24 protein-coding genes and 1 pseudogene are annotated in these 25348 nt (G+C 41.2%); 21 read left to right on the top strand and 4 right to left on the bottom strand.

Annotation, left to right across the window (positions count from 1 at the left end; translation table 11 throughout):
- Positions 1–59 precede the first annotated feature (59 nt).
- From NQ095_RS07275 to NQ095_RS07250, 6 genes are all read left to right on the top strand, one after another.
- Positions 60–1679 (top strand): YceG family protein, encoded by a 1620-nt coding sequence (locus NQ095_RS07275; RefSeq protein WP_258262848.1) that lies wholly within the window; start codon positions 60–62, stop codon positions 1677–1679.
- 12 nt (positions 1680–1691) lie between these two features.
- Positions 1692–2783, top strand: a complete 1092-nt coding sequence (locus NQ095_RS07270; protein WP_258262805.1) for a toxic anion resistance protein — start codon at positions 1692–1694, stop codon at positions 2781–2783.
- A 191-nt stretch (positions 2784–2974) separates the two neighbouring features.
- A complete protein-coding gene (locus NQ095_RS07265; protein WP_258262804.1) occupies positions 2975–4030 on the top strand; it encodes a thermonuclease family protein in 1056 nt (351 codons plus the stop codon).
- 118 nt (positions 4031–4148) lie between these two features.
- A complete protein-coding gene (locus tag NQ095_RS07260; protein WP_258262803.1) occupies positions 4149–4643 on the top strand; it encodes an LURP-one-related/scramblase family protein in 495 nt (164 codons plus the stop codon).
- Between the two features lie 214 nt (positions 4644–4857).
- Positions 4858–5451, top strand: a complete 594-nt coding sequence (locus tag NQ095_RS07255) for a kinase (RefSeq protein WP_258262802.1) — start codon at positions 4858–4860, stop codon at positions 5449–5451.
- Positions 5452–5490: 39 nt separating this feature from the next.
- On the top strand, positions 5491–5673 hold the full coding sequence (locus NQ095_RS07250; RefSeq protein ID WP_258262801.1) for a hypothetical protein: 183 nt from the start codon (positions 5491–5493) through the stop codon (positions 5671–5673).
- A 240-nt stretch (positions 5674–5913) separates the two neighbouring features.
- Here NQ095_RS07250 and NQ095_RS07245 read toward each other — a convergent pair whose 3' ends face one another.
- Positions 5914–6624, bottom strand: a complete 711-nt coding sequence (locus NQ095_RS07245) for a GntR family transcriptional regulator (RefSeq protein ID WP_258262800.1) — start codon at positions 6622–6624, stop codon at positions 5914–5916.
- Positions 6625–6796: 172 nt separating this feature from the next.
- Between NQ095_RS07245 and NQ095_RS07240 the strand changes: the two genes are divergently transcribed.
- The 5 genes from NQ095_RS07240 to NQ095_RS07220 all read left to right on the top strand — a co-directional run bounded on the left by NQ095_RS07240 (position 6797) and on the right by NQ095_RS07220 (position 11482).
- The gene (locus NQ095_RS07240) at positions 6797–8122 is read left to right on the top strand and encodes a 6-phospho-alpha-glucosidase (protein WP_258262799.1); all 1326 of its coding nucleotides are present in this window, start codon (positions 6797–6799) and stop codon (positions 8120–8122) included.
- 53 nt (positions 8123–8175) lie between these two features.
- Positions 8176–8901, top strand: a complete 726-nt coding sequence (chbG, locus tag NQ095_RS07235) for a chitin disaccharide deacetylase (protein ID WP_258262798.1) — start codon at positions 8176–8178, stop codon at positions 8899–8901.
- 20 nt (positions 8902–8921) lie between these two features.
- A complete protein-coding gene (locus tag NQ095_RS07230; protein ID WP_258262797.1) occupies positions 8922–10322 on the top strand; it encodes a PTS transporter subunit EIIC in 1401 nt (466 codons plus the stop codon).
- 66 nt (positions 10323–10388) lie between these two features.
- Positions 10389–11108, top strand: a complete 720-nt coding sequence (nagB, locus tag NQ095_RS07225) for a glucosamine-6-phosphate deaminase (RefSeq protein ID WP_258262796.1) — start codon at positions 10389–10391, stop codon at positions 11106–11108.
- Positions 11109–11281: 173 nt separating this feature from the next.
- Complete coding sequence (locus NQ095_RS07220) at positions 11282–11482, top strand: hypothetical protein (RefSeq protein WP_258262795.1); 201 nt, start codon at positions 11282–11284, stop codon at positions 11480–11482.
- Positions 11483–11508: 26 nt separating this feature from the next.
- On the opposite strand, the gene NQ095_RS07215 is transcribed toward NQ095_RS07220, so the two are convergent.
- A complete protein-coding gene (locus NQ095_RS07215) occupies positions 11509–12195 on the bottom strand; it encodes an alpha/beta fold hydrolase (protein WP_258262794.1) in 687 nt (228 codons plus the stop codon).
- 288 nt (positions 12196–12483) lie between these two features.
- Between NQ095_RS07215 and vanR the strand changes: the two genes are divergently transcribed.
- From vanR to NQ095_RS07185, 6 genes are all read left to right on the top strand, one after another.
- The gene (vanR, locus tag NQ095_RS07210) at positions 12484–13182 is read left to right on the top strand and encodes a vancomycin resistance response regulator transcription factor, VanR-F/VanR-M family (RefSeq protein ID WP_258262793.1); all 699 of its coding nucleotides are present in this window, start codon (positions 12484–12486) and stop codon (positions 13180–13182) included.
- On the top strand, positions 13175–14296 hold the full coding sequence (locus tag NQ095_RS07205; RefSeq protein WP_258262792.1) for a HAMP domain-containing sensor histidine kinase: 1122 nt from the start codon (positions 13175–13177) through the stop codon (positions 14294–14296). Before vanR ends, NQ095_RS07205 begins: the two co-directional genes overlap by 8 nt.
- Positions 14297–14382: 86 nt before the next feature.
- Positions 14383–15249 (top strand): VanY-A/VanY-F/VanY-M family D-Ala-D-Ala carboxypeptidase, encoded by an 867-nt coding sequence (gene vanY / locus NQ095_RS07200; RefSeq protein WP_258262791.1) that lies wholly within the window; start codon positions 14383–14385, stop codon positions 15247–15249.
- Between the two features lie 34 nt (positions 15250–15283).
- A complete protein-coding gene (gene vanZ-A, locus NQ095_RS07195; RefSeq protein WP_258262790.1) occupies positions 15284–15769 on the top strand; it encodes a glycopeptide resistance protein VanZ-A in 486 nt (161 codons plus the stop codon).
- A gap of 162 nt (positions 15770–15931) precedes the next feature.
- Complete coding sequence (locus NQ095_RS07190; protein WP_258262789.1) at positions 15932–17614, top strand: hypothetical protein; 1683 nt, start codon at positions 15932–15934, stop codon at positions 17612–17614.
- A gap of 215 nt (positions 17615–17829) precedes the next feature.
- Positions 17830–18810, top strand: coding sequence for a restriction endonuclease (locus NQ095_RS07185; RefSeq protein WP_258262788.1), 981 nt, complete (start codon positions 17830–17832; stop codon positions 18808–18810).
- 94 nt (positions 18811–18904) lie between these two features.
- Here NQ095_RS07185 and NQ095_RS07180 read toward each other — a convergent pair whose 3' ends face one another.
- Both NQ095_RS07180 and NQ095_RS07175 read right to left on the bottom strand, forming a co-directional pair.
- On the bottom strand, positions 18905–19078 hold the full coding sequence (locus tag NQ095_RS07180; RefSeq protein WP_258262787.1) for a hypothetical protein: 174 nt from the start codon (positions 19076–19078) through the stop codon (positions 18905–18907).
- Positions 19079–19103: 25 nt separating this feature from the next.
- Complete coding sequence (locus NQ095_RS07175) at positions 19104–19442, bottom strand: helix-turn-helix domain-containing protein (protein ID WP_258262847.1); 339 nt, start codon at positions 19440–19442, stop codon at positions 19104–19106.
- A gap of 472 nt (positions 19443–19914) precedes the next feature.
- On the opposite strand from NQ095_RS07175, the gene NQ095_RS07170 reads away from it, so the two are divergent.
- The 4 genes and pseudogenes from NQ095_RS07170 to NQ095_RS07155 all read left to right on the top strand — a co-directional run bounded on the left by NQ095_RS07170 (position 19915) and on the right by NQ095_RS07155 (position 25348).
- On the top strand, positions 19915–20238 hold the full coding sequence (locus tag NQ095_RS07170) for a nucleoside triphosphate pyrophosphohydrolase (RefSeq protein WP_258262786.1): 324 nt from the start codon (positions 19915–19917) through the stop codon (positions 20236–20238).
- Between the two features lie 66 nt (positions 20239–20304).
- Positions 20305–21171: pseudogene (locus tag NQ095_RS22560) on the top strand (phosphorothioated DNA-binding restriction endonuclease).
- 202 nt (positions 21172–21373) lie between these two features.
- Positions 21374–22888: a MutH/Sau3AI family endonuclease gene (locus tag NQ095_RS07160; protein WP_258262785.1), complete on the top strand. Its 1515-nt coding sequence runs from the start codon at positions 21374–21376 to the stop codon at positions 22886–22888.
- Between the two features lie 54 nt (positions 22889–22942).
- A complete protein-coding gene (locus tag NQ095_RS07155) occupies positions 22943–25348 on the top strand; it encodes a hypothetical protein (RefSeq protein ID WP_258262784.1) in 2406 nt (801 codons plus the stop codon).

Raw genomic sequence — 25348 nt, 5'->3', positions numbered from 1 at the left:
TCACCGGCTGGCACGAAGGAGATGGCCTTTTGAAAAAAGTTAGTTTGAGGGGTGACATCATGAGTGATTATTCCAGTATCCATATAACTCAGGCAGAGATTGACTCAGATAAATGGAAACTTACTCTATATAAAAAACTGAATGAACGAACTCCTTATGAAAAAAATGAACAACTGACCTTTTGCCAGGTCACCGGAAGGATCGTGGGGATTGGTTATGATGAAACGGATTATTATCTCTCCCTCTATGAACTATATTCTTCCGATGGGGTTCATGTTTTAAGTGAGGAATTAAATAAAGAAATCTCACAAGACATGTTTCAGCGTGTTCAGAAGATCATTATGATCAATCAGAAAGAAAAAGGGCTTTCCGTCAACCGGATTGTCGCGTTCATGGAAGGGGAGCGACTTATTCCCAGTCATTCCAACCAGCAGTTTCACAGACTGCTGAGACAATCCCTTATTTCGGTGCTCGCCACATTTGAGAAAAAGCATCCCGGCGGTTTGGGCAGTCCCGATTTCCGAAGAGTGTTGGTGGATGTGGTGAAATGGTCGTGGAACCACCTGGACCCATGGCTGAAAGAGCTCGATCCCGAAGTTGAAATGCCCCGGATCATTTGGTACGGGGACGCAACGAAGAGCCAGTTGTACTTTCTTTATTACCTGATGACCATCGGGTGTGATGTCCTGATCTTCCATCCCGGGGGAAAGGACCAGTTTGCGGATCTGGATCCGGATGAAACATTCTCCAAAGTCGTACATAACCCAACCAATGGGGAATTGGAGCCGTTCCCGACTGAGAAACCGGATCGTCAGTCGACTGTGGCCTACCGTGCCACCCAGGAAATGAATGATGTGTTGTTTCATGACGGGTCGCAACTGTATAAACCATGGCAATTCCGCAACAGTCTGCCTACCTCGGTCACCCTGAAAACCACGTATGATGAACTGTTTCTCATCAGTAAAGAGAAAGCATTCGTCCGGCCGAACTTCAAAGCCACAAAGCAGGAAGTGGAGATTCCGGCCATTTTCGCCAAAATTATGGGGGTTTCAGAGAACCACAAGGAGTACTGGAGCCGTTTACATAGTTTGGTAGAAGACAAGAATGCGGTGTTGATTCAGCGTTTTCCGTTCACAACGGAAGTGAAAGCCAATCATACCTTCCATTATCAGCATTCCATGGGGAGTGACGGAACGCTTGATGTGGAGAAAATGATGACCGGCAACTGGTGGCAATATAAGCATCTTCCTGAAGGAGTACAGCGGGCCATCGCTCATGTGATCTCGAAAATGTGCGAAAGTCCACGGCTCCTCCCGTTGAATCATGAACGAACGGAGGACGTACAACTTTATCTATTCACTCAAGCGACAGATCTTTCCATGGAAGATTTGAAACTGATACAGAAGTTTGATTATTCACAGGATGTTCCGAAGCTCGTTCTCTTCAATAATGAAATGAATGGCATGCTGTCCCGTTCGGATGCAGCAAGGCTCCTCTTCTTTAATGAACTGGGAGCCGATATCGCGGTCTATAATCCGCCGGGACATAATTGCATCGAGCAATTTATCGAGTCCAATGTATTCGATACCCACTGGCTGGAGGAAATGTCATTTGAGCTTGAGTTTAAAGAACCTTCGTTTGTTAGAAGGATTTTCAACACAATCAAATCCCATAAATAGGAGTGAAGAAATATGGTAAACGAAACAGGAGTCGCAACCCTTGAAAACAATGAAGTGATCACAGAGAAAAAGGCTGAGGACATCCGCAAGGAACTTCGCCAGGATCCCGAAGTCATCCGACTATCCCAACAAGTGGACACGAAGAATCAAATGGAACTGTTGGAATTCGGGAAAGAGCCAGCTGTGCAGATCTCCCAATTCTCAGACCGTATCCTGTCCATGATGCGGACAACGGAAGTCACAGACTCAGGGACCATGCTGAAGCAGCTCGGAAAGATCATGGATCGCTTTGATAAGAAAGATTTCGAAGAGAAAAAAGTCGGCCTCTTAGGTAAACTGTTCAACCGGGGCAACGACATGATCGAAAAGATCTTTGGCAAATACCAGACACTGGGTGGCGAAATCGAGAAAGTCCACGTCGAAATCTCGAAGTACAAAGATGAAATGACAAAATCCACGATGACGCTTGAAGACATGTATGAAAACAACATCCAATATTATATGGAGCTGGAAAAATACGTCGTCGCCGGCCAAATCAAATTGGACGAACTGAAGAACATGCTGCCGGGTTATGAACAAAAAGCGATGAACGGGGACCAGATGGCGCAACTAGAACTCGATACGTTAAAGAGTGCCATCCAAACCCTTGAAGAACGCGTATATGACCTGGACTTGGCCCGCATGGTCGCCCTGCAGACAGCACCGCAAATTCGTCTTCTGCAGCGCGGGAATACGAAACTAATCGGAAAGATCAACTCTGCGTTTATCATCACGATCCCGATCTTCAAAAACGGTATCATCCAGGCCGTCACGGCCAAGCGCCAGAAGCTTGTTGCCGATTCCATGAACGAGCTGGATCGCCGTACCAATGAAATGCTGAAACGGAATGCACAAAACATTGCCAATCAAAGTACCGAGATTGCCAAACTAGCCGGAAGACCAAGCGTTCAAATTGAAACGATCGAAGAGTCCTGGAATACGATCGTAAAAGGATTGCAGGAAACGAAATCGATCGAAGAAGAGAACAAACGCCTGCGTGAAGAGGGTACAAACCGGATCTTGGAACTTCAGGATAATATGAAAAAAGTGACTCAACAGCAGTAAGAGAATACAGAAAAGTGCAGGAGCTGCGTCAAGCTTCTGCTTTTTTTCTGTCCGGAACAGAAAATTCTTTACTAAATTACGAGATTATCTGATAAATAAGCAATTTTTGTATTACAATTAATATACAAATCTGTTAAAAATGTAGCGGTCATTCAGAGGGTTTGAACGAAAAAATATTATGGGGTGCTGAAATGAAAGGATTACATATGATCATGGTGGCCATTGCCATCGTTTTCACCATGCTTCTAGCGATGATTACACCTGTAGCATGGGTTGGATTATTGATCGTGGCGTTTAGCTTATATCAATCTTCTCAAAAGAGAAAAGGCAAGAGGGCGTTCACAGGCTGGTTGATCACGGTCGGAATTCTGGGAATCATCCTCGGGGGCTGTGGATCTCCATCAGAAGAAGTGAATAAAGACACCAATGCCCAGGCTGAGAAAGAAGCCGATCAGCAGGCGAAGGCAGAGGAAGAACAGAAGGCGGCTGAAGAGAAGAAAGCCAAGGAAGAAGAAGAAAAGAAACTGGCTGAAGAAAAGGCGGCAAAGGAAAAAGCGGAGAAAGAGCAGCAGGAACTGGCCGACTCATTCGGATTGGAAGAAGTGTTGGTTAGCCGCGTGGTGGACGGAGATACAGTCGAATTGAAGGATGGAAGAAAAGTCCGGTTCATCGGCGTCAACACCCCCGAGTCCACAACGAGAACAGAAGAATACGGAAAAGAAGCTAGCAACTACACGACCGAAAAGCTGGAAGGCAAAACGGTCTGGCTTCAAAAAGATGTGTCTGAAATGGACCGGTACAACCGTTCCCTGCGCCTGATCTGGCTTGAGATCCCTAAGGATGATATGAGCGAAGAAGAAATCCGTACCAAAATGTTCAATGCGGACCTCGTATTAAACGGATATGCAGAGCCGTCCACCTACAATCCGGATGTGAAATACAGCGACTATTTCGTGAAATTCGCCCGGGAAGCAAGGGAGAATGAAACAGGACTCTGGGCTTACGGTGAAAATGGGACGACTAAAGGGGACTTGGATCAAAAGGAAGGAAAGAAAACAGCGACAGCAGCCACACCTAAATCCAGCTCCAGTGCAACAACGGAAGAACCAGGGGCTACTCAACAACAGGAGTTTTATCAAAACTGTACCGAACTGAGAAAAGTCTATCCGGACGGAGTCCCTGCGGATCATCCTGCTTATGCACGGAAACATGACCGGGATAAAGATGACTGGGCGTGTGAGAGATAAAGAGAGAGTATGGGCCATTCCTTTTGTATGGGAATGGCTTTTATTTTGTGAAAATACTGGAACTTTCCTCCTAACTCATTCGTAGATAATGTAAGGACTAAAATTGGGGAGGCAAATCATGAAACAACTATACATCAAACAAAAGGTATTCAGTCTCAGCGAGAAATTCACCGTAAAGGACCAGGATGAGAAGGACGTCTATTATGTCGAAGGGAGCTTTATGAAGGTTCCAAAAACCTTCTCCATCATGAATACAGACCGAAATGAGGTAGCTCTGATCACGAAAAAGGTGTTAAGCTTTCTTCCGACATTCTTTGTTGAGGTGAATGGTCAAGAGGTCGTGACGATCAAAAAGGAATTATCCTTCCTGAAAGCCAAGTATTCCATTGATGCGGCAGGAATTGAAGTAGAGGGAAACTGGATGGACATGGACTTTCAGGTGTTACACCAGGGCAGAGTCATAGGTGAAGTGGGCAAGGAATGGTTCAGTTGGGGCGACAGCTACAGGGTGCGGATCCTGGAGGAAGAGATGGAGACGATGATTCTTGCCCTTGTGATTGCGATTGATTGTGTGAAGGCAGATCAGGCGGCTTCGTCTAGTGCATCGTTTTAAGTTGTGTTTATACTGAAGAAGAAGCTGCTTCTACGCTAGTGGAGCGGACGAATCATCTGAGAGAGGAACCTTGTACTTACAAAAATGATATAAAAATTAGAATGAAAATAGGGCATTAATGGAAAAATGTTAAATTTGTGGTAACATATTGAATGGTAATCGTTTCATATTTCTTTACATGAAGTTTTTTAAGAAATGAAAAACATAATAGGAAATGGTGAAAGTGTTGGAAATTATATCAGAACTGATTTCATTAGTGAAATCTCAAAATAGATATATCCTAGGAATAGATGGGCTAAGTCGCTCTGGAAAAACAACTTTAGTAAAACAGCTTCAAGAAACCCTTGATAATGAAGAAATCGAATATTATTTTTTTCATATTGATGATCATATTGTTGAAAGAGAAGGCCGTTATAATACTGGGTTTGAAGAATGGTATGAATATTTTCAATTACAATGGGACGTTGATTGGCTGAAGAGAAACTTTTTTGAGAAACTCATAGACTGTGATCAAATAAACCTTCCATATTATCATTCTGATACCGATACCCAAGAAATTAGAACCGTTACATTGCCTAAAACAGGATTGATTGTGATTGAAGGGGTTTTTCTCCAACGGAAAGAATGGCAGGGATTTTTTGACAAGGTATTATTTTTGGACTGTTCTCAGGAAAGAAGATTTATGCGTGAAACAAAAACGACTAAACGTAATCGGGAAAAATTTGAAAGAAGGTATTGGAAGGCAGAGGAATATTACATTAATACGTTCAAGCCTTTAGACAGTGCAGATATCGTAATAAAGACATAAGAAGATATAGTCCCTTTCAAGAGAAAGAATGCTATAGAAATGATCGTGAAGATTCCAATGTATAGCATGCAGGATTTCGTTGCCGATATGGACCCTGATGATGTGGATGAAGAGAGGATAAACCATTTGCTACCACTGGTTGAAGAAGTGAGGGGGATGGATGTTACGCAGAAGAATGAGGATGGTCCTGTAAAGGAATTAAATGAATGGCTGGGTAAATGATTGAAGTCACATGGACCGATTTTTCCCCTGTAATATTAAAAGAGTTAGAATCCACTTGGCTCACTCCTCGATAATAAGGCTCCTCTCTCAAATGCCCGGCCTATATGAGCCAAGGTACCTGTCCCCTGGTATCAATAAGGCACTTCTTTTGGTTTTTAAGAAAGCAGCAGCTTACTTCAAACGTAAGCTGCTGCTTTTTTGGTTGATATAAACCCCATTTTACCATCAAGTGCTATCTCCCTAAAACCTCCTCGAAGTAAACTTAAACGTATACTTCTCACTTCTAAAATACAATTGTGTGTATTCGAAGATGGTGTCGTCTTCGAGGTATGCACACAGGTTCATGGCAAGGCAGGATGAGTCTTTCATCTGCAATATGTCCCGAAGTTCCTTGCTGGGGATGTGGGGGAGGATTTCTCCCTGGCGTTCTTTGATTTTGTATCCTTTTTTCTCGACGTATTCATACTTGGAGCGGGTCATCACTTCGACTGATAAGTCGGGGAACAGGGTGACGGGCATGTAGGTTTCCTCGAGGATCATAGGTTCTCCGTCCCCACTTCTTAAGCGCCGGATAAAGAATACTTTCTCATTTTCTTTGAGGTTGAGTTTTTCTTTGATGGGCTCTGCTGGGAGCTGCATGGAAAATTCGAGAACCTGATTGGATGGGACATGATTGAGGCTTTCCATTTCCTCGGTGAATCCCTGGAGCCGGTAGATATCGTGCTCGATTTTAGGCTGCTTTACGTACGTCCCGCTTCCTCTTACCTTATACAAAATTCCTTCATCCACCAATAATTTGATTGCCTGCCGGATAGTGACCCTGCTGACGTTGAATGACTCCGAGAGTTTTTGCTCTGATGGAATGGCATCATCCTTGTCGAGGTTATCGGACTGAATGTGTTTTTTGATCTGATTGGCTACTTGTTTATATAAAGGAGTATGAGTGTTCAATATTTCCCACCTTTTTAGATATGTTAATACCAATATAAAACAACTGAATGTTTTTTTCACCCCATAATTGAAATTATTTCAGTTAATACATAAATAATACAAGTTTTTCTTGCAAGTTTTTTAAAGTTGTATTATATTTGTATTAAATAATAGAAAGAGGGAAGGAGCATATATGAAAAAGCAGCGTTTGGTCATTGCCGGAAGTGGGAGCACCTACACTATGGGGATGATGATGAGTTTAATTGAAGAGAAAGACCACTTTCCTTTAAAAGATCTAGTATTCTATGATATTGATGAAAAGCGGCAGGAACGGAATGCCGAAGCAACGGAAATCCTCTTTAAAGAGAGATACCCGGAACTCGAATCCTTTTCATATACGACGGATAAAAAGGAGGCGTTTGAAGACGCGGATTTCGTATTTGTCCAGATCCGGACCGGCGGGTTGGCGATGCGTGAAAAAGATGAACAAATTTCCCTCAAGCATGGAGTCGTCGGCCAGGAAACATGCGGTCCTGGTGGGATGGCATACGGGCTGAGATCCATCGGGGATATGATTCAGCTTGTCAAGGACATCCGGGAGTATGCTCCTAAGGCTTGGATATTGAATTATACGAATCCAGCAGCCATCGTGGCGGTGGCGTTGAAAAAAGAATTCCCTGACGATGAAAGACTATTGAACATCTGTGACATGCCTATCGCCATCATGATCAGCTATGCAAAAATGTTAGGCCTCGAAGTCTGGGACATCGTACCGGAGTACTTCGGTCTGAATCATTTCGGCTGGTTTACAAAGATTTATGATACAGCAGGAAACGACCACACGGACCGGCTTAAGTCGAAGATCATTCATGAAGGGTTCATTCCTGAGGACAAGGAGATTGCCAATGATGTATCGTGGCAGAAAACCTTTGAACAGGCAAGAAAGATGTTGATGGATTTTCCAGAGTTCCTTCCGAATACGTATCTGCAGTATTATCTATATCCAGATCAAATGGTGGAGAAAGAGGATCCCAATTGTACCCGGGCAAGACAAGTGATTGACGGCCGCCAAAAGCGAGTCCACGATACCTGTGATGGCATCATTGAACAGGGTACAGCGGAAGGGGCCGATCTTCATGTTGATATCCATGGAGTGTTCATGGTGAAAGCTGCTGCATCATTAGCGTATAACCTAAATGAGCGGTACATCGTGATTGTTGAGAATAACGGAATCATATCCAATCTGCCACATGATGCGATGGTCGAGGTGCCGGCGTTGATGACGGCGAATGGACCGAAGCCTTTTGCAATCGGCGAAATCCCGGTATTTTATAAAGGGTTGATCGAAGGGCAATATGCTTATGAAAAACTGGTAACAGAAGCTTATTTTGAAAACAGCTACGTAAAATTAGTGCAGGCACTGACGCTCAATCGTACGGTCATCAACCCAGTAAAAGCGAAAGCGATAGTGGATGAGATGATCGAAGTGAACGGCCCTTATTGGCCGGAGCTGAAGTAGAAAAATCCTGCTCCTGTCCTTTGACGGGAGCAGGGAAATCAGGAGGGAAGAAGATGAAAAAGCTGATTATCAATGCGGATGACTTTGGTTATTCGAGAGGGGTCAATCACGGCATCATCGACTGCCACCAACAAGGGGTCCTTACCTCGACGACCTTCATGAGCAATATGCCGGGTGCGGAACATGCCGTCCGACTGGCTAAGGAAAATCCGGACCTCGGTGTAGGCGTCCATCTTGTCTTGACGTGTGACCGTCCGATGCTCGATACTCACCGGACTATTGTCGATGTGAATGGTGTTTTTCGTTCACTGAGCTTTTATAAAGGGGCCTTTACGATCGACTATGAAGAAGTGTATGCAGAATGGAAGGCTCAGATCGAAGCTTTTCTCTCGTATGGTTTAACACCAACTCACCTGGACAGCCACCATCACGTGAATTCATTCGGGGGCATTCCCCAGGTATTCCTGACTCTTGCGAAAGAATACGGACTCCCGGTGAGGAACAATATGGACGTTCCTCCTGGGTTTAAGACCACCGATTCTTTTTCATACTTAATTGAAAACGCTTTAAAAGATGGGGAAGCCCTGGATACACTTTTTGAAGAGAGTGACTCGGTGGAAGTGATGTGCCATCCTGCCTATCTGGATAAAAAACTGATGGCAACTTCATCGTTTACGTATCCAAGGGTGGACGAAGTCGAATTCTTGACTCATCCGGAAATTATCCGGTTGCTCAAGTCACGGTCAGATATTGAGTTAACGACGTACAAGGGGATTTAATTTACTAGGGGGGATTTTTCATGAACGGTTTCTTGCAGAAGTTAGGTAAATCGCTGTTGATTCCGATTGTTGCTTTGCCGATTGCCGGGTTGTTACTAAGGTTGACTGCACCGGATTTATTAGACGTTCCATTGTTTCAGGCAGCAGGGGTGATCTTGGCACAAATGGACGCACTCATTGCGATCGGGATCGCGATGGGGCTTGCGAACACAAGGGATAAAGGGATACCAGCATTGACCGGGTTTCTCGCCATCATTGTGTTAAAAGAAGGATTGAAAATCATGGATCCTGAACTGAACATGAGTGTGTTCGGTGGGGTTATAGCAGGTTTGATCTCAGCATTCATCTATAATCGATTCAAAGATACCAAACTGCCAAGTATGTTTGCCTTCTTCAGTGGAGAGAAATTTCCGATCACAATGATCATCTTTACGATGATACCAGTAGCTGGGTTCATGTCGCTTATCTGGCCTTATGCCCAGATGGGAATTGATTCATTCAGTAAGACATTAATGGGTCTTGGGGCCCTCGGAGTCTTCATCTTCGGTTTCCTAAACCGTTTCCTCCTGCCATTTGGCTTGCACCATGTCCTGAACACGTATGCGTATTTCGGGCTCGGGGAATATGAAACCGCTTCTGGGGAAGTCGTGAACGGCGAGATCACCCGGTTCCTTAGCGGAGATCCGAATGCCGGCTTCTTTATCGGGGGGTTCTATGTCACGATGATGTTCGGGATCCCGGCGATTGCACTCGCAATCACCAAGACTGCCAAAAAACGCAAGCAGGAAACAAAAACGCTGATGACTTCCGGGGCAGCCACTTCCTTTGTGACGGGAATCACGGAACCAATCGAATTTACGTTCCTTTTCACATCACCGCTTCTCTATTTCATCCATTCCGTTTATACCGGTTTGGCAGGCGCGGTGCTGTACATGCTTCATATCAGGCACGGGTTCTCATGGGGAGCTGGCCTGATCGACTATGTCGTGAACCTGAACCTGTCGGACCGGGGGCTCCTCATCATTCCTGTAGGACTTGTATTCTTTGCCCTTTACTATTTCACCTTCACTACCATCATCGTGAAGAAGGATATTAAATTGATTGGTCGGGAAGACGATATCGAATTCGAGGCAGCAGCCACGGCAGAAGAAAAAGAGCTGTCACTCTCCCACTCAAACCATGAATATATGGCAAAGAAAATCCTCGAAAACATCGGAGGAAAAGAAAATGTCGTCATAAATGATCACTGCATGACGCGCCTTCGTCTCGAATTGAAAGACACCGACAAAGTTAATACAGAGAAAATCAAGCAGACCGGTGCTCACGGCGTCATCAAGGTAGACAAGAAAAATGTCCAGATTGTCATCGGCTCCGAGGCAACTATCATTAAAAAAGAGTTAGATAAATTCTTAGATCAATAGGATTATAACCCAACCCCGGTTCCCCGAAGGAAACCGGGGTTGGTGCTTGAAAGAAAGGAGAATATCATGAATGTCGTGTCAGTGAAGGATTATCAAGAACTAAGCGAATATACCTGTAATGAAATAGAGCGTGTGGTACGGTCAACCCCTCACTCTGTCCTGGGACTCGCAACAGGTGGAACCCCGCTTGGAACCTATCGGGAGATGATAAATGGATTTAAAGAAAGGAACGTCGACTACCGTCATGTCACTACCTTTAATCTCGATGAATATATCGGGCTGGGACGAGACCATCCACAGAGCTATTACACTTATATGATGAATAACCTCTTCAAACACATCAATGTTTCCCCTGAAAATATCCATATTCCCAACGGAAGTGCTGAAGAAATGGATTCAGAGTGCCTCCGATATGAAAGATTAATAGAAGAAATCGGACCTCCAGACCTGCAGATTCTCGGGATTGGTTCGAACGGCCACATCGGGTTCAATGAGCCAGGGACTTCAATTACGAGTGAGACACACATTGTGGAACTGGCTGAATCGACTAGAAAGGCAAACGCCAGGTACTTCTCTTCACTGGACGAGGTTCCGCAACATGCGATTACGATGGGCATCCAATCGATTTTGAAAAGCAAACGAATCCTGTTGCTGGCTTCCGGCAGTCATAAAGCAAAAGCAGTAAAAACGCTCTTAGAATGTCTCCCTGATGAACAGTTTCCTGCTTCCGTGTTAAAAGGGCATGGGGATGTGACGTTGGTGGTGGATGAGAGTGCTGGAGGGTAAACAGCAGACCCGAATTAAAGCCTGTCCCTCGGTATGCTAAAGTATTAGCGCACCGGGGGACAGACCCCATTTCCCAGTAGGAAAGGTTGAGAGAGTGTAAGACTTTTGACATAATGAGGGATGTTCCGAGATAAAAGGGGGATTCTGTTTTGTATTTAGTACTGTCAATAATTTTGGCGAGTTTATTAGGTTTCGGATTGCTTATGGCTGGCCCAATTGTGGGTGGTGTTCTTGCTTTCGGCATACTGGCTGGCTGTTTGTTCAGGGGACTTTATCTGCTAAGTGATATACATAGAGGATTAGTAAAGGATTTACCGAGACAAGATAAAGCAAAAGAGGTATATGAGGAGTATTTGAGAAGGAGAGAGGAATGAGGTCATGGGCCCTTATTCCTAGTTCACTACGCAATACTACTAATAAACTCCAGGGTCATTCGATTAAACATCGAAGGGTTTTCCGTGTTGGCTAAGTGACCGCAGTTTGGAATGATTCCTGGTGTGATAAGGTTGTTCATGGATGATAGATGGTGGACCGAATCCACTTCATGTTTTTCGTTTCCGCCGTTGACGAGTAGTGTAGGGATGGTCAACTTCTTTATTTGCTCATCAGATACTACTGGATAATGATAAGTGAAACACTTCACCACCCTGTGTAACGTGGTTTCCCAACGGGGGCCATGGAGAAGAAGATAGTCTTTCGCTACTTCAGGTGCTTCTGCTTTGATGTTATGTAAAAAATGATATTGTCTTTCCATGATCGCGTGCATTTCTTCGGGGATGCTTGGAACATAGCCAGTCAGGACAATGCCTTTTGTTAATTTGGGATATCTGATTGCTGCATGCAGGGCAAAACTTGCTCCCATTGAAAGTCCAATTAAGATACCAGGCTCTCTTTTTCTGAGTTCACTTATAAGCCACTCAAGTGTATGCTCGAAAAAGGGGTCATCAGCATCCCGGCTATTCTGACCGTGTCCCGGTAAATCAATTGGAATTACAGTGAATTCCTCACGTAAAGGACCTAATTGCTCCTTAAAATGCATTTCTCCCGTTCCCATTAAACCATGAATCAAATATACATTCTTCGTCATTATCTCCACTCTCCTCACTTCTATATGCTTATGTACTAAGTTTATAGAGTATAGCCATAGCTGATAATGAGCCTGAGGTGGACTTTTGTGTAGGTCTTAAGACTTGTGGGGAGATGGGAGGGGGACGTCCCTTGAAAGCACGGGGATGGTTCTCGTGCTTCCTTTTTCTATTATAAGAGAAGCAACAGAACCGTCCCCATGCTTACCTTGAATAATCAAAGGAAATAGTAGAGAATAAAGTACAGATTTGTTGATAATCAAAGGTAACTTGATATAGGAGTGGGATAGATGAAGAGTATTTCGATTCTGGTTGCGGATGATGAGGAGGAAATAGCTGACCTGGTTGCCATTCATTTGGAAAAAGAAGGATACGATGTCGTGAAAGTACATAATGGGCAGGAAGCCATTCGCGTTATTGAGACTCGATCGATTGATTTGTTGATTTTGGATATTATGATGCCGGAGATGGATGGGTATGATGCCACTCGTCTGATTCGGGAACGGTATAATATGCCGATCCTTTTTTTGAGTGCGAAAACGTCTGATTTTGATAAGGTACATGGGCTGGTGATTGGAGCGGATGATTATATAACAAAGCCGTTTACTCCCATTGAATTGGTTGCGCGTGTGAATGCGCATTTGCGACGGTTTATGAAGTTGAATCAACCTAAGGTATCTGGTAAGAAAGATACGTTGGAATTTGGTGAAATTGTGATTTCTCCTGATCAGCGTACGGTTTTCCTTTATGGTGAAAATATCGAGCTGACGCCGAAAGAGTTTGATATTTTGTATTTATTGGCCAGTCATCCAAAGAAGGTTTATAGTGTAGAAAATATTTTTCAGCAGGTATGGGATGATGCTTACTTTGAAGGCGGCAACACGGTAATGGTGCATATTCGTACGTTACGGAAGAAACTTGGGGAAGATAAGAGAAAGAACAAGTTAATCAAAACGGTTTGGGGAGTGGGGTATACATTTAATGGCTAAATTTATACGCAGTTTTCGCGCCAAAGTCCTCGTATTATTTGGTTTAAGTATGCTTCTCGGCGGTGTGATCACTTACATCCTTTTTAGGGGACTACAGCTTTATTATCATTCGGTGGTCCGTCGTGGTGAACCATTGGCCCAACTCCGTCAATTCATTGACAGCATTGGAGATTTTAACGTCTTTTTTATCCTGTTTATCTCCCTTTCGCTCTTATTTTTCTATATGCTTACTAAGCCAATTTCTACCTATTTCAGTGAACTATCAACGGGGATTCAGTATCTCGCCAATGGCGACTTTAAGCATCGGGTGAATATCGAGTCAAATGATGAGTTTGGTGATATTGCACAAGCCATTAATCTCGCAAGTGAAAAACTAGAAGAAGCTATCCAAAGAGGCGATTTCTCAGAAAACAGTAAAGAACAGTTAGTGGTGAATTTGGCTCATGATTTGCGTACGCCCCTCACGTCTGTTTTAGGTTATTTAGATTTAATCCTTAAGGATGAGAAGTTGACTAAAGAACAGGTCAGACATTATTTAACGATTACCTTTACGAAGTCTCAGCGATTGGAACGGCTTATTGACGAATTATTTGAAATAACACGAATGAATTATGGCATGCTGCCTTTAGATAAGAAGCAGATTAATTTATCGAATCTTCTTAATCAATTGAAGGAAGAATTATATCCTGTTTTCGAAAAAAATCATTTGATCGCCCGAATCACGATTCCGCCTCAATTACCTATTTGGGGGGACGGAGAGCTATTGGCCCGTGTGTTTGAAAATCTTTTAACCAATGCCAATCGTTATGGATATGATGGTCAGTTTGTAGATATTAACGGGTTTGTCGATGGAGGAGAGGTGGTCGTTCAGGTTATGAATTATGGAGACCGGATTCCTCCGAATGAACTTCCTTATCTTTTTGATATGTTTTACACCGGTGACAAAGCCCGAACTCATCAAGAAGATGGCACAGGGCTTGGTTTATTTATTGCAAAGAATATTGTGGAGCAACATAATGGGACGGTTACGGTGGAAAGCAGTCTCATACGGACGGTATTTGAAGTTCGTTTACCCCAGGAAGGTATTGAACCTGATCAAGATTCCATTTCATAAAGGATTTAAGAAAAATTTAAATTTTACCCCACTCTTTTTTTAAACAGTTTTTCCTATTCTATATTAAGAATAAGGAGGAACGTGAAATGAAGAAGTGGGGATTTTTATTGTTATTGGCATTATGTTTGGGTTTCACATTTGTTTATAAGGAATCAACGTTTCAAGATCAAGTAGAGATTCATCTTAACGATGCTCATGTAGAAAATAGCGGGACGTCAGAACACTTTCAAACGATCGAGATAAAAAAAGAACAGGTCTTTCAAGGGAATTTACTTTTGGTGAATCAAGAATATCCGGTTCAGCAGGAGAGTATAACATCAGACGTTGTCAATCTATTTACGCATGAAGAACTGACAAAGGGATACGGATTGTTTGATACCAACATAACATTGTCGGAGGATGTGGCACATAAATTCTCCGAGATGACCGTTGCTGCCGGTAAAGATGGGGTTAGACATTTCATCATCAATAGCGGCTATCGGGGCTTTGAAGAGCAACGTGCACTTTACCAGGAAATGGGGTCCGACTATGCCTTGCCTGCAGGCTACAGCGAACACAACTTGGGGCTATCACTTGATGTAGGATCCACTCAAAGGAAGATGGAGCTGGCATCAGAAGGAAAGTGGATCGAAGAAAACGCGTGGAAATACGGCTTTATATTACGGTATCCAAAGGATAAAACAGATGTTACGGGTATCCAATACGAACCATGGCATATTCGCTATGTTGGATTGCCCCACAGCGTGATCATGGAAGAAAAGAACTTCGCTTTAGAAGAATACTTAGCATTCCTAAAAGAACAAAAATCGATTTCAACGACGATACAGGGCGAAACATATGAGATCTCATATTACCAAGTCACCAAAGATACAACCATTCGTGTGCCATCAAACCATCATTATGAGATATCAGGCAACAACATGGATGGTGTCATTGTAACGGTGTTTCCCTAAACTCACCGGATACACATAAATGAGAGGAGATAACATGGAAAAAATAATATCTAGAGGATTGCTGGCATTCTATTTAGTGATACTAACCTGGCTAGTCCTATTCAAATTACAATACAATATTTTGTCAGTATTTCATTATCAATATGCTAGTTTAAACTTGATCCCATTTGCTGCACCTGGAAGTACCAGAGAGATGGTAGATAATATCCTTATCTTCATTCCATTCGGTCTGCTCTTGGATGTCAATTTCAAAAAAGTGGGCTTTTCACCTAAAGTTGCCCTTATATTAGCTCTAAGTCTTACTTTTGAATTCATTCAATTGATATTCGCTATTGGAGCGACAGACATAACTGATGTCATTACCAATACTGTTGGTGGGTTGCTTGGGCTGGAATTATATGGTGTGTGCAATAGGTTTATGAATAATAAGAAATTGGACTGGGTTATTCTTTTGGTGGGTATTTTTTTACTTGTATTGTTGGTTTATTATCGTACTCATTTGGTCATTAGATATTCTTAGGGAAGCGAGGGGACGGTTCTGGTGCTTCTTTTTATATTAAAAGGAGATAGCTCTAACTGTAAAATATTTTTATTTGCCTATGCCAAAAGACACATGTACTCCCCCCTCCCCCATAATAAAATAACAAAGAAATAATCATTTTTTTACTAAGAAGGGGACCGTATGAACGAAATCAAGATGAGAAGTTTGGTGAAGCAGCTGCACAGTGCGGATCCGGGGACGCGGTATGAGGTGCTTGGGACGTTGTATGAGTTGAAGGGGCATGATGATCTGAAAATCCGCGTGGAGATGTTGAAGGATATGATGAAGGAGGCGGCGACATCGTTTCCTGTGCGGGTGGATGTGTGGGATAATCCTTCGCTTGGGTTGGTGGAGTTTGTGTGTGATTATCCGATGCCTGAGATCATTGATGAGATTCTGCTGCGCTTTGAGGGGCTTGATCCGGATGCGAAGGTGCGGGCGCTTGAGTGTCTGCTGCTGACGAAGGATGAGGGGATCTTTCAGGAGATTCATGACAAGTCGGTGCATTTGGTTACCCATGAGGAAGTCGTGCTGCCGGTGGAGGAGTTGTGTGAGTTTCCGGTGCTGTTGAAGGGAATTGTGGATAAGACGTTCGATCAGTTGGAGTCCCCTCATTATAAATATATGTACTATGACTTCATTACGGCGATCAATGAGTCGGGCGTGGAGGCAGGGTATAAGAGAGCGAGGGTCCTTCCGTTGCTGCTGGCTGATTATGCGAAGCTTCGGGACGAGTACCTGAAGTATGACAAGGAATACCGGTCCGATTATGCGTATCAATCGTGGAAGGAAACCTACTTTCAGCTGAGGTACCGCCTCAATGTGCTGATCGGGTTGATGAACTTCTATTACTCCGAAGAGACAGAGTGTTTCCTGAAGGAGGCGGTGTCGTTCAAGGATCCACGTATCAGCACAAATGCGGTAGTGGTTGCGATGAATAAGAATATCCCGGTTCAACCGGACATCCTCCAATCGCTTTCCAACCATGTCGAAAGTGCCGAAATGATGTACTGGGAGCTCGCGGAACACAATAAAGAGCATCTCTTCCCGGTCAGTCCGAAGCAGCCGGTGCTTGCCAAGGCACATCTATTTAACCATCTGGTCCATTTGCAAGATGAAGAAGGAGAGGAGCTACATATCTTTCCGGAAAACATTCAGGTCGTCGATTTCGTGGACACCGTGAACTCATACGGTCAGCAGCTACGCTATTATCTGATGAGCTTCTCCCATGGGGACGAGGTACTCGCTGCCTGGGTAGGAGGATATAGCCTTGAGGAGGAGGATGACAGTGCGGACATGTGGGAAGGGACCCATACCGATCTCGAACCGATACAGAACAGAACCATCGAGGAGCACAAACAACACTTCCTGAAAAAACGAGAAGAATACGCCCGTGAAAATGAAGAGACCGTCTACTACGAGAGCTCACCAAGCCTCTCCAAAGGCCTGTGGTTCTTCTACGCCATCCTGATTTCCCACTGGATCAGGGTCTTCATTAACGGAATTGATGAGGAGGTTTACATCTCCATCGGCTTCACTCTCCTTGGAGGGATCCTCACCCTCTATGAACTATGGAAGAAAAAGCGGAGTGCCGTCGTCATTGTGGGCAGGGAATTGAGGAAGGTCACGGGTGAGAAGAAGGAGAGCATACCTCTTCAGGAGATAAAGAAGGTTACCTATGATAAGAAGCAGATCAGTGTGTATAACAAAGAGAATGTTCTGACGATGAAGTTTCCGCTTCGCTGGGTGGAGTATGGAGAGTTTTATTATGTGATGGTGGAACGGACGGGGCATTTGAGGGAGCAGCCATATATTGAGGAGTAGGGGACAAGGGAGACCTTGTCTTTTTTTGGGGCGGTGTGAAAGACTGTTTCGACTAAGGAATGCAACTAAATAAAAAAAACAATTCACCTCGAAAAAGGTTCCAGTTTTGATGAGGACCGGCTCTTATTCTTGTTCATTCCCAATGTAAAAACAAAAGTATGTATATTAAATGTTATAATATGTATTAATTGTATTTTTGTAGAGGAGAGGTTCTAATGACCAAATGGTGGATGATTCGTGCTGGTGACAATAATGAACTAATACCCATATGGAAGGAAAAAGGTTTAGCGTCAATAGGTTGGCCTCAATTAGGAAATCCAAAGCAGTATTCTTCTAAAGAAGAAATGAAAACTAAAGCAGATGCTGTTTTCAGTGAGGAAAAACCTCAATCTAGGAATAGCTGGGTTAATCAAGTATGGCGTTTTAGTCGAGATATACAAACAAATGATAAAGTCATATCATATTCAAAAGAAAAGCGAGAGTACATGGTTGGCACTGTTTTGGAATCTCATTTCTATGACGATTCTGTCGGAGACCCCAATTATCCTAATACAATTCGAGTTAAATGGGAGAATGAGTTTTTAGATAGGGATAGGCTGTCTCAATCTGCAAAGAATAGTTTAGGTTCTGTTCTAACAGTATTTCGCGTGGATCAATGGGGCGCTGAAATTGAGAAATTAATGGCGAACCCAGACTCAACCCCTTTAGAGTTTGACGATGAGGAAGAAGAGGTAGTGGTTGAAGATCTTGTTAGTAAGGCTTTAGTTATGATTGAAGATAAAGTAGATAAGCTAGATCCTTGGCAAATGCAAGAGCTCGTGGGAGGGCTGTTGCAAGCAATGAAATATAACGTAAGAATAAGTCCTAAAGGACCTGATGGTGGAGTTGATGTACTTGCCTTTAAAGATGCTTTCGGATTTGAGAAGCCAATAATAAAGGTGCAGGTCAAACACCGTAAGAGCTCTGCTTCTGCTCCTGAGATTCAACAGTTATTAGGAGCTAACCCAATTGACGCGAATAGTTTATTTGTATCGACTGGAGGTTTTACTTCGCATGCAGAAGCAGTAGCAAAGCATAATTCTGTTAGATTAGTTGACTTAGAGGAACTGGTTCGTCTTGTTGTAGAGTGGTATGAGAAAATGCCAAATGATAAAAGAGCTTTACTTCCCTTACAAAGGTTCTACGTTCCTGAATAATTACTGTAGTTGTAGAACTAAATAGATTCTTCTATATATAATAAGCTTTAATCTAAAACCTATAGAAGTTCTTTCCCACTAAGAAAACAGTGGCTTACCTCCCCCGTAAGCCACTGCTTTCTTCCTTCACCAACCTTATAACTTCCTTCACATCCGAACCCCTAAATATAGAAGTAGATTTATCATTTTCCGTGAAATAGATCTCCCCATAAGCATTCTTCTCATCAAACCCAACAATCATAAAACGGTAAATTTGCTTATCCTTCATCAAAACAAATTCCTGCTTTTTAATCTCAATCACCTCTATAGTCTAAATCGGAGTATTGGTGTTTTAATGCAGAAGACTTATTGTCTTTATGTATCCTTACGTTCTCCCACACTTCTTCATTTAATCGGTCCACGCTAATCCCTAATGCTATTGCGATTTTCGATAGGGTGTAGGATTCGGGTATGCGATCATTGCGTTCAATCTTACTTATCGTGGTTCGAGCTAGTTGTGCTTTTTCTTCCAATTCAGCCTGAGTGTAGCCCATTTCATCTCGTCTTTTTCGTAATAAAATCCCTAAGTATAATCCGTATAATTCCCGTTCTGTCAATGGTTTATCCAATACTTTGACCCCTTTTACAACCATTATCAAATGGTGAAAAATGGCTTGGAACGGACAGGTCGTCAACTTATTGAAATAAATGGAATATTATTAAAGTATTTCTCTATATGCTCTTTACGTAAAGGTGAAAATTAGGGAGAAGCTTGCTAAATCCCAAATTTAACTAAATAATAGGAATATACTGTTAGACGAAAAGCTGACGAATATGATCGTATATGAAGCTACTAAACAAGAGTTCCTTGAAGATGTTTTTCATGATGACTTGGTTAATAATATATGCAGTAATACCCGTCGAAGATTGGAAAGATCAATGAGTGGGAGGTTCACTCTTGGGGTAATTTGATGCATTATATGTGTATCGTATCCCAAGTAAACAAGATTCCTAGCCACTCTATGGTGGCGAAGGTCACCTGCTTAGAGGCTTATCTTGTTTGAAAATCATCTCTATTAAAAAATGTTATAAAATAGAAAATAAAATCCACAGGAGGTCATCAGCATGCCAACCTATAACAAGTTAGTCCGTGATAAAATCCCACAAATCATTAAAAGTAGTGGTAAGGAGTTTTCAACAAAGATCCTCAACGATGAAGACTACATAAAGTACTTAAAAGAAAAAGCTTATGAAGAACTTGATGAATACTGTGCGGCTGAAACGGATGGAGAAGCTGTGGAAGAGCTTGCTGATCTCTTGGAGGTTGTCAGGGCTTTGTCTAAGCAGCATGGATCTACTATTGAAGAAGTAGAAGCAGTACGGAAAGATAAGGCTGAGAAGCGTGGGGGATTTAAGGATAAGATGTTCCTGATTGAGGTAAAGGATTGATTCATTGGAAGTTCCAACTTATCTATTATATAGGAAGAAATAGATCTCTATGAATGGTGGAAAATGATGAACAGCGTTGAGTTAAAGGAAAGAATTAATAACCTGTCCATATGGAAGAAAGGGGACCAGAGAGCTCCCCATAAACCATTGTTGATTTTGTTTGCTTTGGGACACCTACAAGCAGATAAACCCAGATTCATAAGTTGTGAGGTTACAAGGGAGAAGCTAACAGAACTGCTGAGGGAATTCTGACCGCTCAGGAAATCCTATCATCCTGAAGAACCTTTTTTACGATTAAAAAGAGATGGGATATGGCTTCTGGATAAAGAAGCAAATACGAAAAGTCCGAGTAATCGGCAACTACTGGCCGATGAAGTTGCTGGGGGATTCACCCCGGAAGTATATCAGCTTCTAAAAAATGACCCCAGGCTGGTCCAGGAGATTGCTCATATTATATTAGACAGTCATTTTCCAGAAACGCTTCACCAAGATATCCTAGATGCGGTTGGACTGGACTTCACCGTTTATACAAAAATGAAGAGAGACCCAAAATTTAGGGAGAAAATTTTAAGGGCTTATGGGTACAGTTGTGCTATTTGCGGTTTTAATGTAAGACTAGCCCACACACTCGTAGGAGTCGAAGCAGCCCACATCAAATGGCACCAAGCCGGTGGTCCTGATACTGAAGAAAACGGAATAGCTTTGTGTTATTTGCACCATAAGCTATTTGATAGGGGAGTGTTTACTTTTACGCCTGAGAGAAGGATGCTAGTTTCTCAGGATGCACATGGGAGTCATGGGTTTGAAGAGTGGTTGATGAGGTTTAATGGTCAGTTGGTTCGTGAGCCGATTCAGTCGTATTATTATCCGGACAATGCTTTTTTGCATTGGCATGTCAGGGAGGTCTTCAAAGGCCCACAGTATGGTATATAAGTTTAGCAGAAATGAAGATTCATAAGTTTTTCATGGGGGACTTTCGTAGAATAATCAATTAAAGTTTTTGAGATAGACAATTTTTAACATGTGAATTTCTTTGTAAATCAAATACCTGAATTGTTATAATATATAAATATATAGGATTATATGACTACTGTAAAAATCCTACATTAATTTAAGACAATAAAAAGGTGATTAAATGCAAAAAGATTTAAATTGTATAGTGGAAGACTTAGTTAATAAGCTTACAAAATACTACGGTCTTTCATTTGAAAACTTAGCTACTGAGTTAGGATTGAATGTTCACCTTATTAAGGGAAAACTATCAACTGTTACGGTTATTAATCAAATGTTGAGAGATGCAGGGATTTCAAAACAAACATTGTCAAAACAAGGACTTAATCTAGCTATAAAGACTGTGAATCTAAAACAAAACGGCATCCCAAAGGAATCCATGTCATTCGAACAAATAAATTTTAATATGGTAAATCAAGAAAGTTGGGAAGAGAGTAGTATAAGGAATAAATTCTTATATACTACATTTTGTTTCTTCGTGTTACAAGAAATTGATGGGCAAGTCTACTTCCGGGGAATAAGGGCTTGGAAAATGCCAGCTGCCCAAATTGAGCAAGAAGTTAAAAAATTTTGGAGGCAACTCAAAGAAGTTCTAAAAAATGGTGTAGTGATTGAAAAACGAAAAAGGGGATCTAAATTCGTTTCCGTAAATAATCTACCTTCCTCTTCTGACAATGCCATCATGCACGTTCGTCCTAAGGCAAAGGATAGTAATGATACAGTACAACTTCCTTGTGGGAAACTAATTACTAAACAAGCTTATTGGATAAATGCATCTTTTATAGCCGGAATTTTAGAAGATATGCCCCAAGTGGAGAAGAAGCAGACTAACCACTTACATATAATTAGCAGTGATATCAATTGGGCTGAAATCCTCAATGCGGATATATATACTATTGATGAAATCGTGAATAAAGGAAAAAACGTGGTGCCTGGATTCACGGAGTTGAAAATCAATGAAGATGATTTATCTAAGTCTGGTTATCTCATAGAGTCTTCGTATGTAATCAGAGAGGGATTAGGCGGACTTGATAAGTATTTGCAAACAAAAATATTATCGAATAATTATTTTGACAGCAAATCTGAAAGTATATTCGACACCCCATATGTCAAAAGGAAAATTGAGAATTATGAAAATGCTTATAAATTATTAAAAGTTGAAAAATCTCTTTACCTCACTGATACCGGAATGAAAAAAGCCAATGTTGGTTCAGAAGAGATTAAGTCTTATAAAAATGATGTGGAAAATTTTGTTAGTGCTGAAATTTTCTTTACTTTGGAATCTATAAAAGCTGAAGGGTTTAAGCATGAAATTGATGAGTATGGTTTTGATCCGATTTTTTATGAAAATCTTTTGAAGCGACCGGGTAGGTTGAAGAACATAACATTAGATTCAAAAACGTTTTTTGTTAAATCAGTAAAGAAAGTGACTCTAAATGATTTAGTAGGGATAATCCTTAGGGATTTCAAAAATCTAACTGTCAATCAGCTTCTTGAGGAAATTAAAGAAAGATACAAGGTCCAATTAAGTTTTGAAGGTGTAGAAAGCGCTTTATACAGCATGAATGATTATTACTATGTTCCCGAAATGAACAGACTTTTCACTTCAAAGCAAGCTTATTTCGACTTTTTGGATTAAGCAAAATTAATTATTTGTTAACATATTCTTGCTGAGTGGGGTGTACCTAACCGTATGAAACAAAATCTGGACTTATATGCCTTGTGTGAATATAAGGTCTCTTTGAATAGTATAGAAAAACTAGTGAAAGATGAATTTGAATGGGGGGATTTTTCAACTAACAGCGAAAAAGTTAAAGCATTAAGCAAGAATAGACCTGCTCTAGTGAAAAAAATTATAGATGCAATTCCTCTCATTGATGAAAGTAAAAGAGAAAATAGTTTATTTCAACTTGCGTATGGGGGATTAAGTCTTAATAACATCAATACTTTAATAGAATTTGGAATAAATTATGATGATATACCTGCACTAACCTTGGAAGAATTAAGCCTCTTAATGGGGGGGAATCGTGCCTCCTTATACATGAAAATAAGAACTGCTTTTGAATCCGTTGAAATAAACAAGGGGAATCCCCCATGTTTCCTAATAGAAACCCATATGAAGCAAATGATAGAAAGCTTGCTTCCGAAAGAAACCATCACAGTGGATGATTTTAAGAATTCTATAGAGATAGCTATCAATGAAAATATTAAAGTTGATTTAATCGAAACTTTTATTGAGAAAAATATTAAAACAGGGTTGCTTATTCGTTGTGAAAATGGATATGTGAGAAAATATAAGAAAATAAAAGATTTTCTTGATGAGGATTTTCTTAATAAGGATATATTACTATTGAGGATGAAAGGGTGGACATTAAGAGAAATCGCTGAGACACAAAATATTTCCAGGCAAGCAGTTTCTAATAAAGAGAGACGGATTCTAAGCCGTGTGGGTGATCTAGAGGAAATCCTATTATATACGGAGTGGTTTCAACGATTTGATTGGAATCAGGAATTATTCTGTTCCATATTTAACGAGTCCGTCGAAGTCTATCAATTTCTTAATTTAATACTAAACAAGGGGAACGAACCCCTGATTTCATTACTGGCTGAAGAAAATGATTTTACTCACCCCCAAATTGAGACTATCTTAAAATCATGTGAATCTTTTGTCGATTACAAAGGAAGGATAGTTCCTGTAACTAAGAGCTCTATATTTGAAGAGGTCATTTTCCATCATGCACAAACTAGTACGAATGATGAAAAAATGGTAGAAAAGTTCAATGAATATCTCGAAGTCAACGAGTTGGATGAAAAACTTCAAGTTGATGCTTTTTCAGTGCGCGGAATGAGTGAAAGGTGCCCCACCGTCATTAGGACAAAGAGTAACCATTATCGTTATTTTGATTTTGATGGGATAGACTCTTTACAAATAAAAAGTCTGGAATCTTTTTTATCCTTAACACAAGGTGTCTATAGCATGGTAAAAGTGTATCAGGAAAATAAAGAATTCATGGAAGAAATCGATATAAGGACAGAGCATGAATTACACAATCTTTATAAAAGAATTATTAAAGTGGATGGTGTCACATATAATCGTATGCCAGAGTTTTCGGTGGGGAACTTGGAGAAAAGAGACTTCCTGGTTAAGTTATTTCACGAACAGGCACCTATCCATATTGACAGTTTTGTTGACTATGCAGAGGATAACTACGGCTTAAAAGGGAATTCATTACATAGTTATATAAATATGTTTCTCAATGAGTATATTCATGAAGATTTCATTAAGGTAGAATATGATGAACTTCAAGATGAAGATGTTGAAATTTTGAGAAATTTATTGGTTGACGATATCTATACAATCGATCAGCTTAATGAATTAGGTAGTAGAATCGACGATGATTTTCATGATAAATTCTTGAATAATATGATTCTATCTAAGCTGGGATTTAGCTTGAAAGGTAAATATGTATTAAGTGATAAATATGGGTCAATTGATAGTTACTTTACTGAGTTAATACTAAGCAAAGATTATTTTTCACGTGATGAAAAGGAAATATTTAATTCCTCTTCCTTCAATCAAGCTTTGTACAGTCTGGAAAAAAGTCTGGAAGTAGTTAAGGTTGAAAAGGATATTTACATAACTTCCAAAAATTTGGCAAATGCGGATGTTCCGAAAACCTTGCTTTTAGATTTTAGGGGAAAAGCACTAGCAACCGTTCCTCCAAACAGATTCTTTTCTTTACAAAGTATAAGGGAGAGTGGGTTCTCACATGAAGTGGAAAACTTAGGATTTGAAGATTCCTTCTATAATCGAATCATCTGGACTTCAGATGATGTAAGAGTCATACAATTGTCTACAGGATATATATTTATAAAACAGCAAACCGATGTTTCACTAAAGGACTTTGTTAGTTTTTTGGTCCAACTTAATCAATTTAAAGATATTTATGAAATGAATGATTATACAAAAACAAATTACGGTATGTCTTTGGACTTGAATAGGGTCATATCGATTGTGAACAATTCAGAAATGCACTACTCACATGAATTATCAAAAATATTTATCAACAAAAATACTTATTTTGAGGAGATATATTAA

Source organism: Rossellomorea sp. SC111, from assembly GCF_024733565.1.
In the GTDB taxonomy this organism is placed as follows: Bacteria; Bacillota; Bacilli; order Bacillales; family Bacillaceae_B; genus Rossellomorea.
The sequence above is the reverse complement of the archived record's forward strand: the minus strand, read 5'-3'. Positions and strand labels throughout refer to the sequence as shown.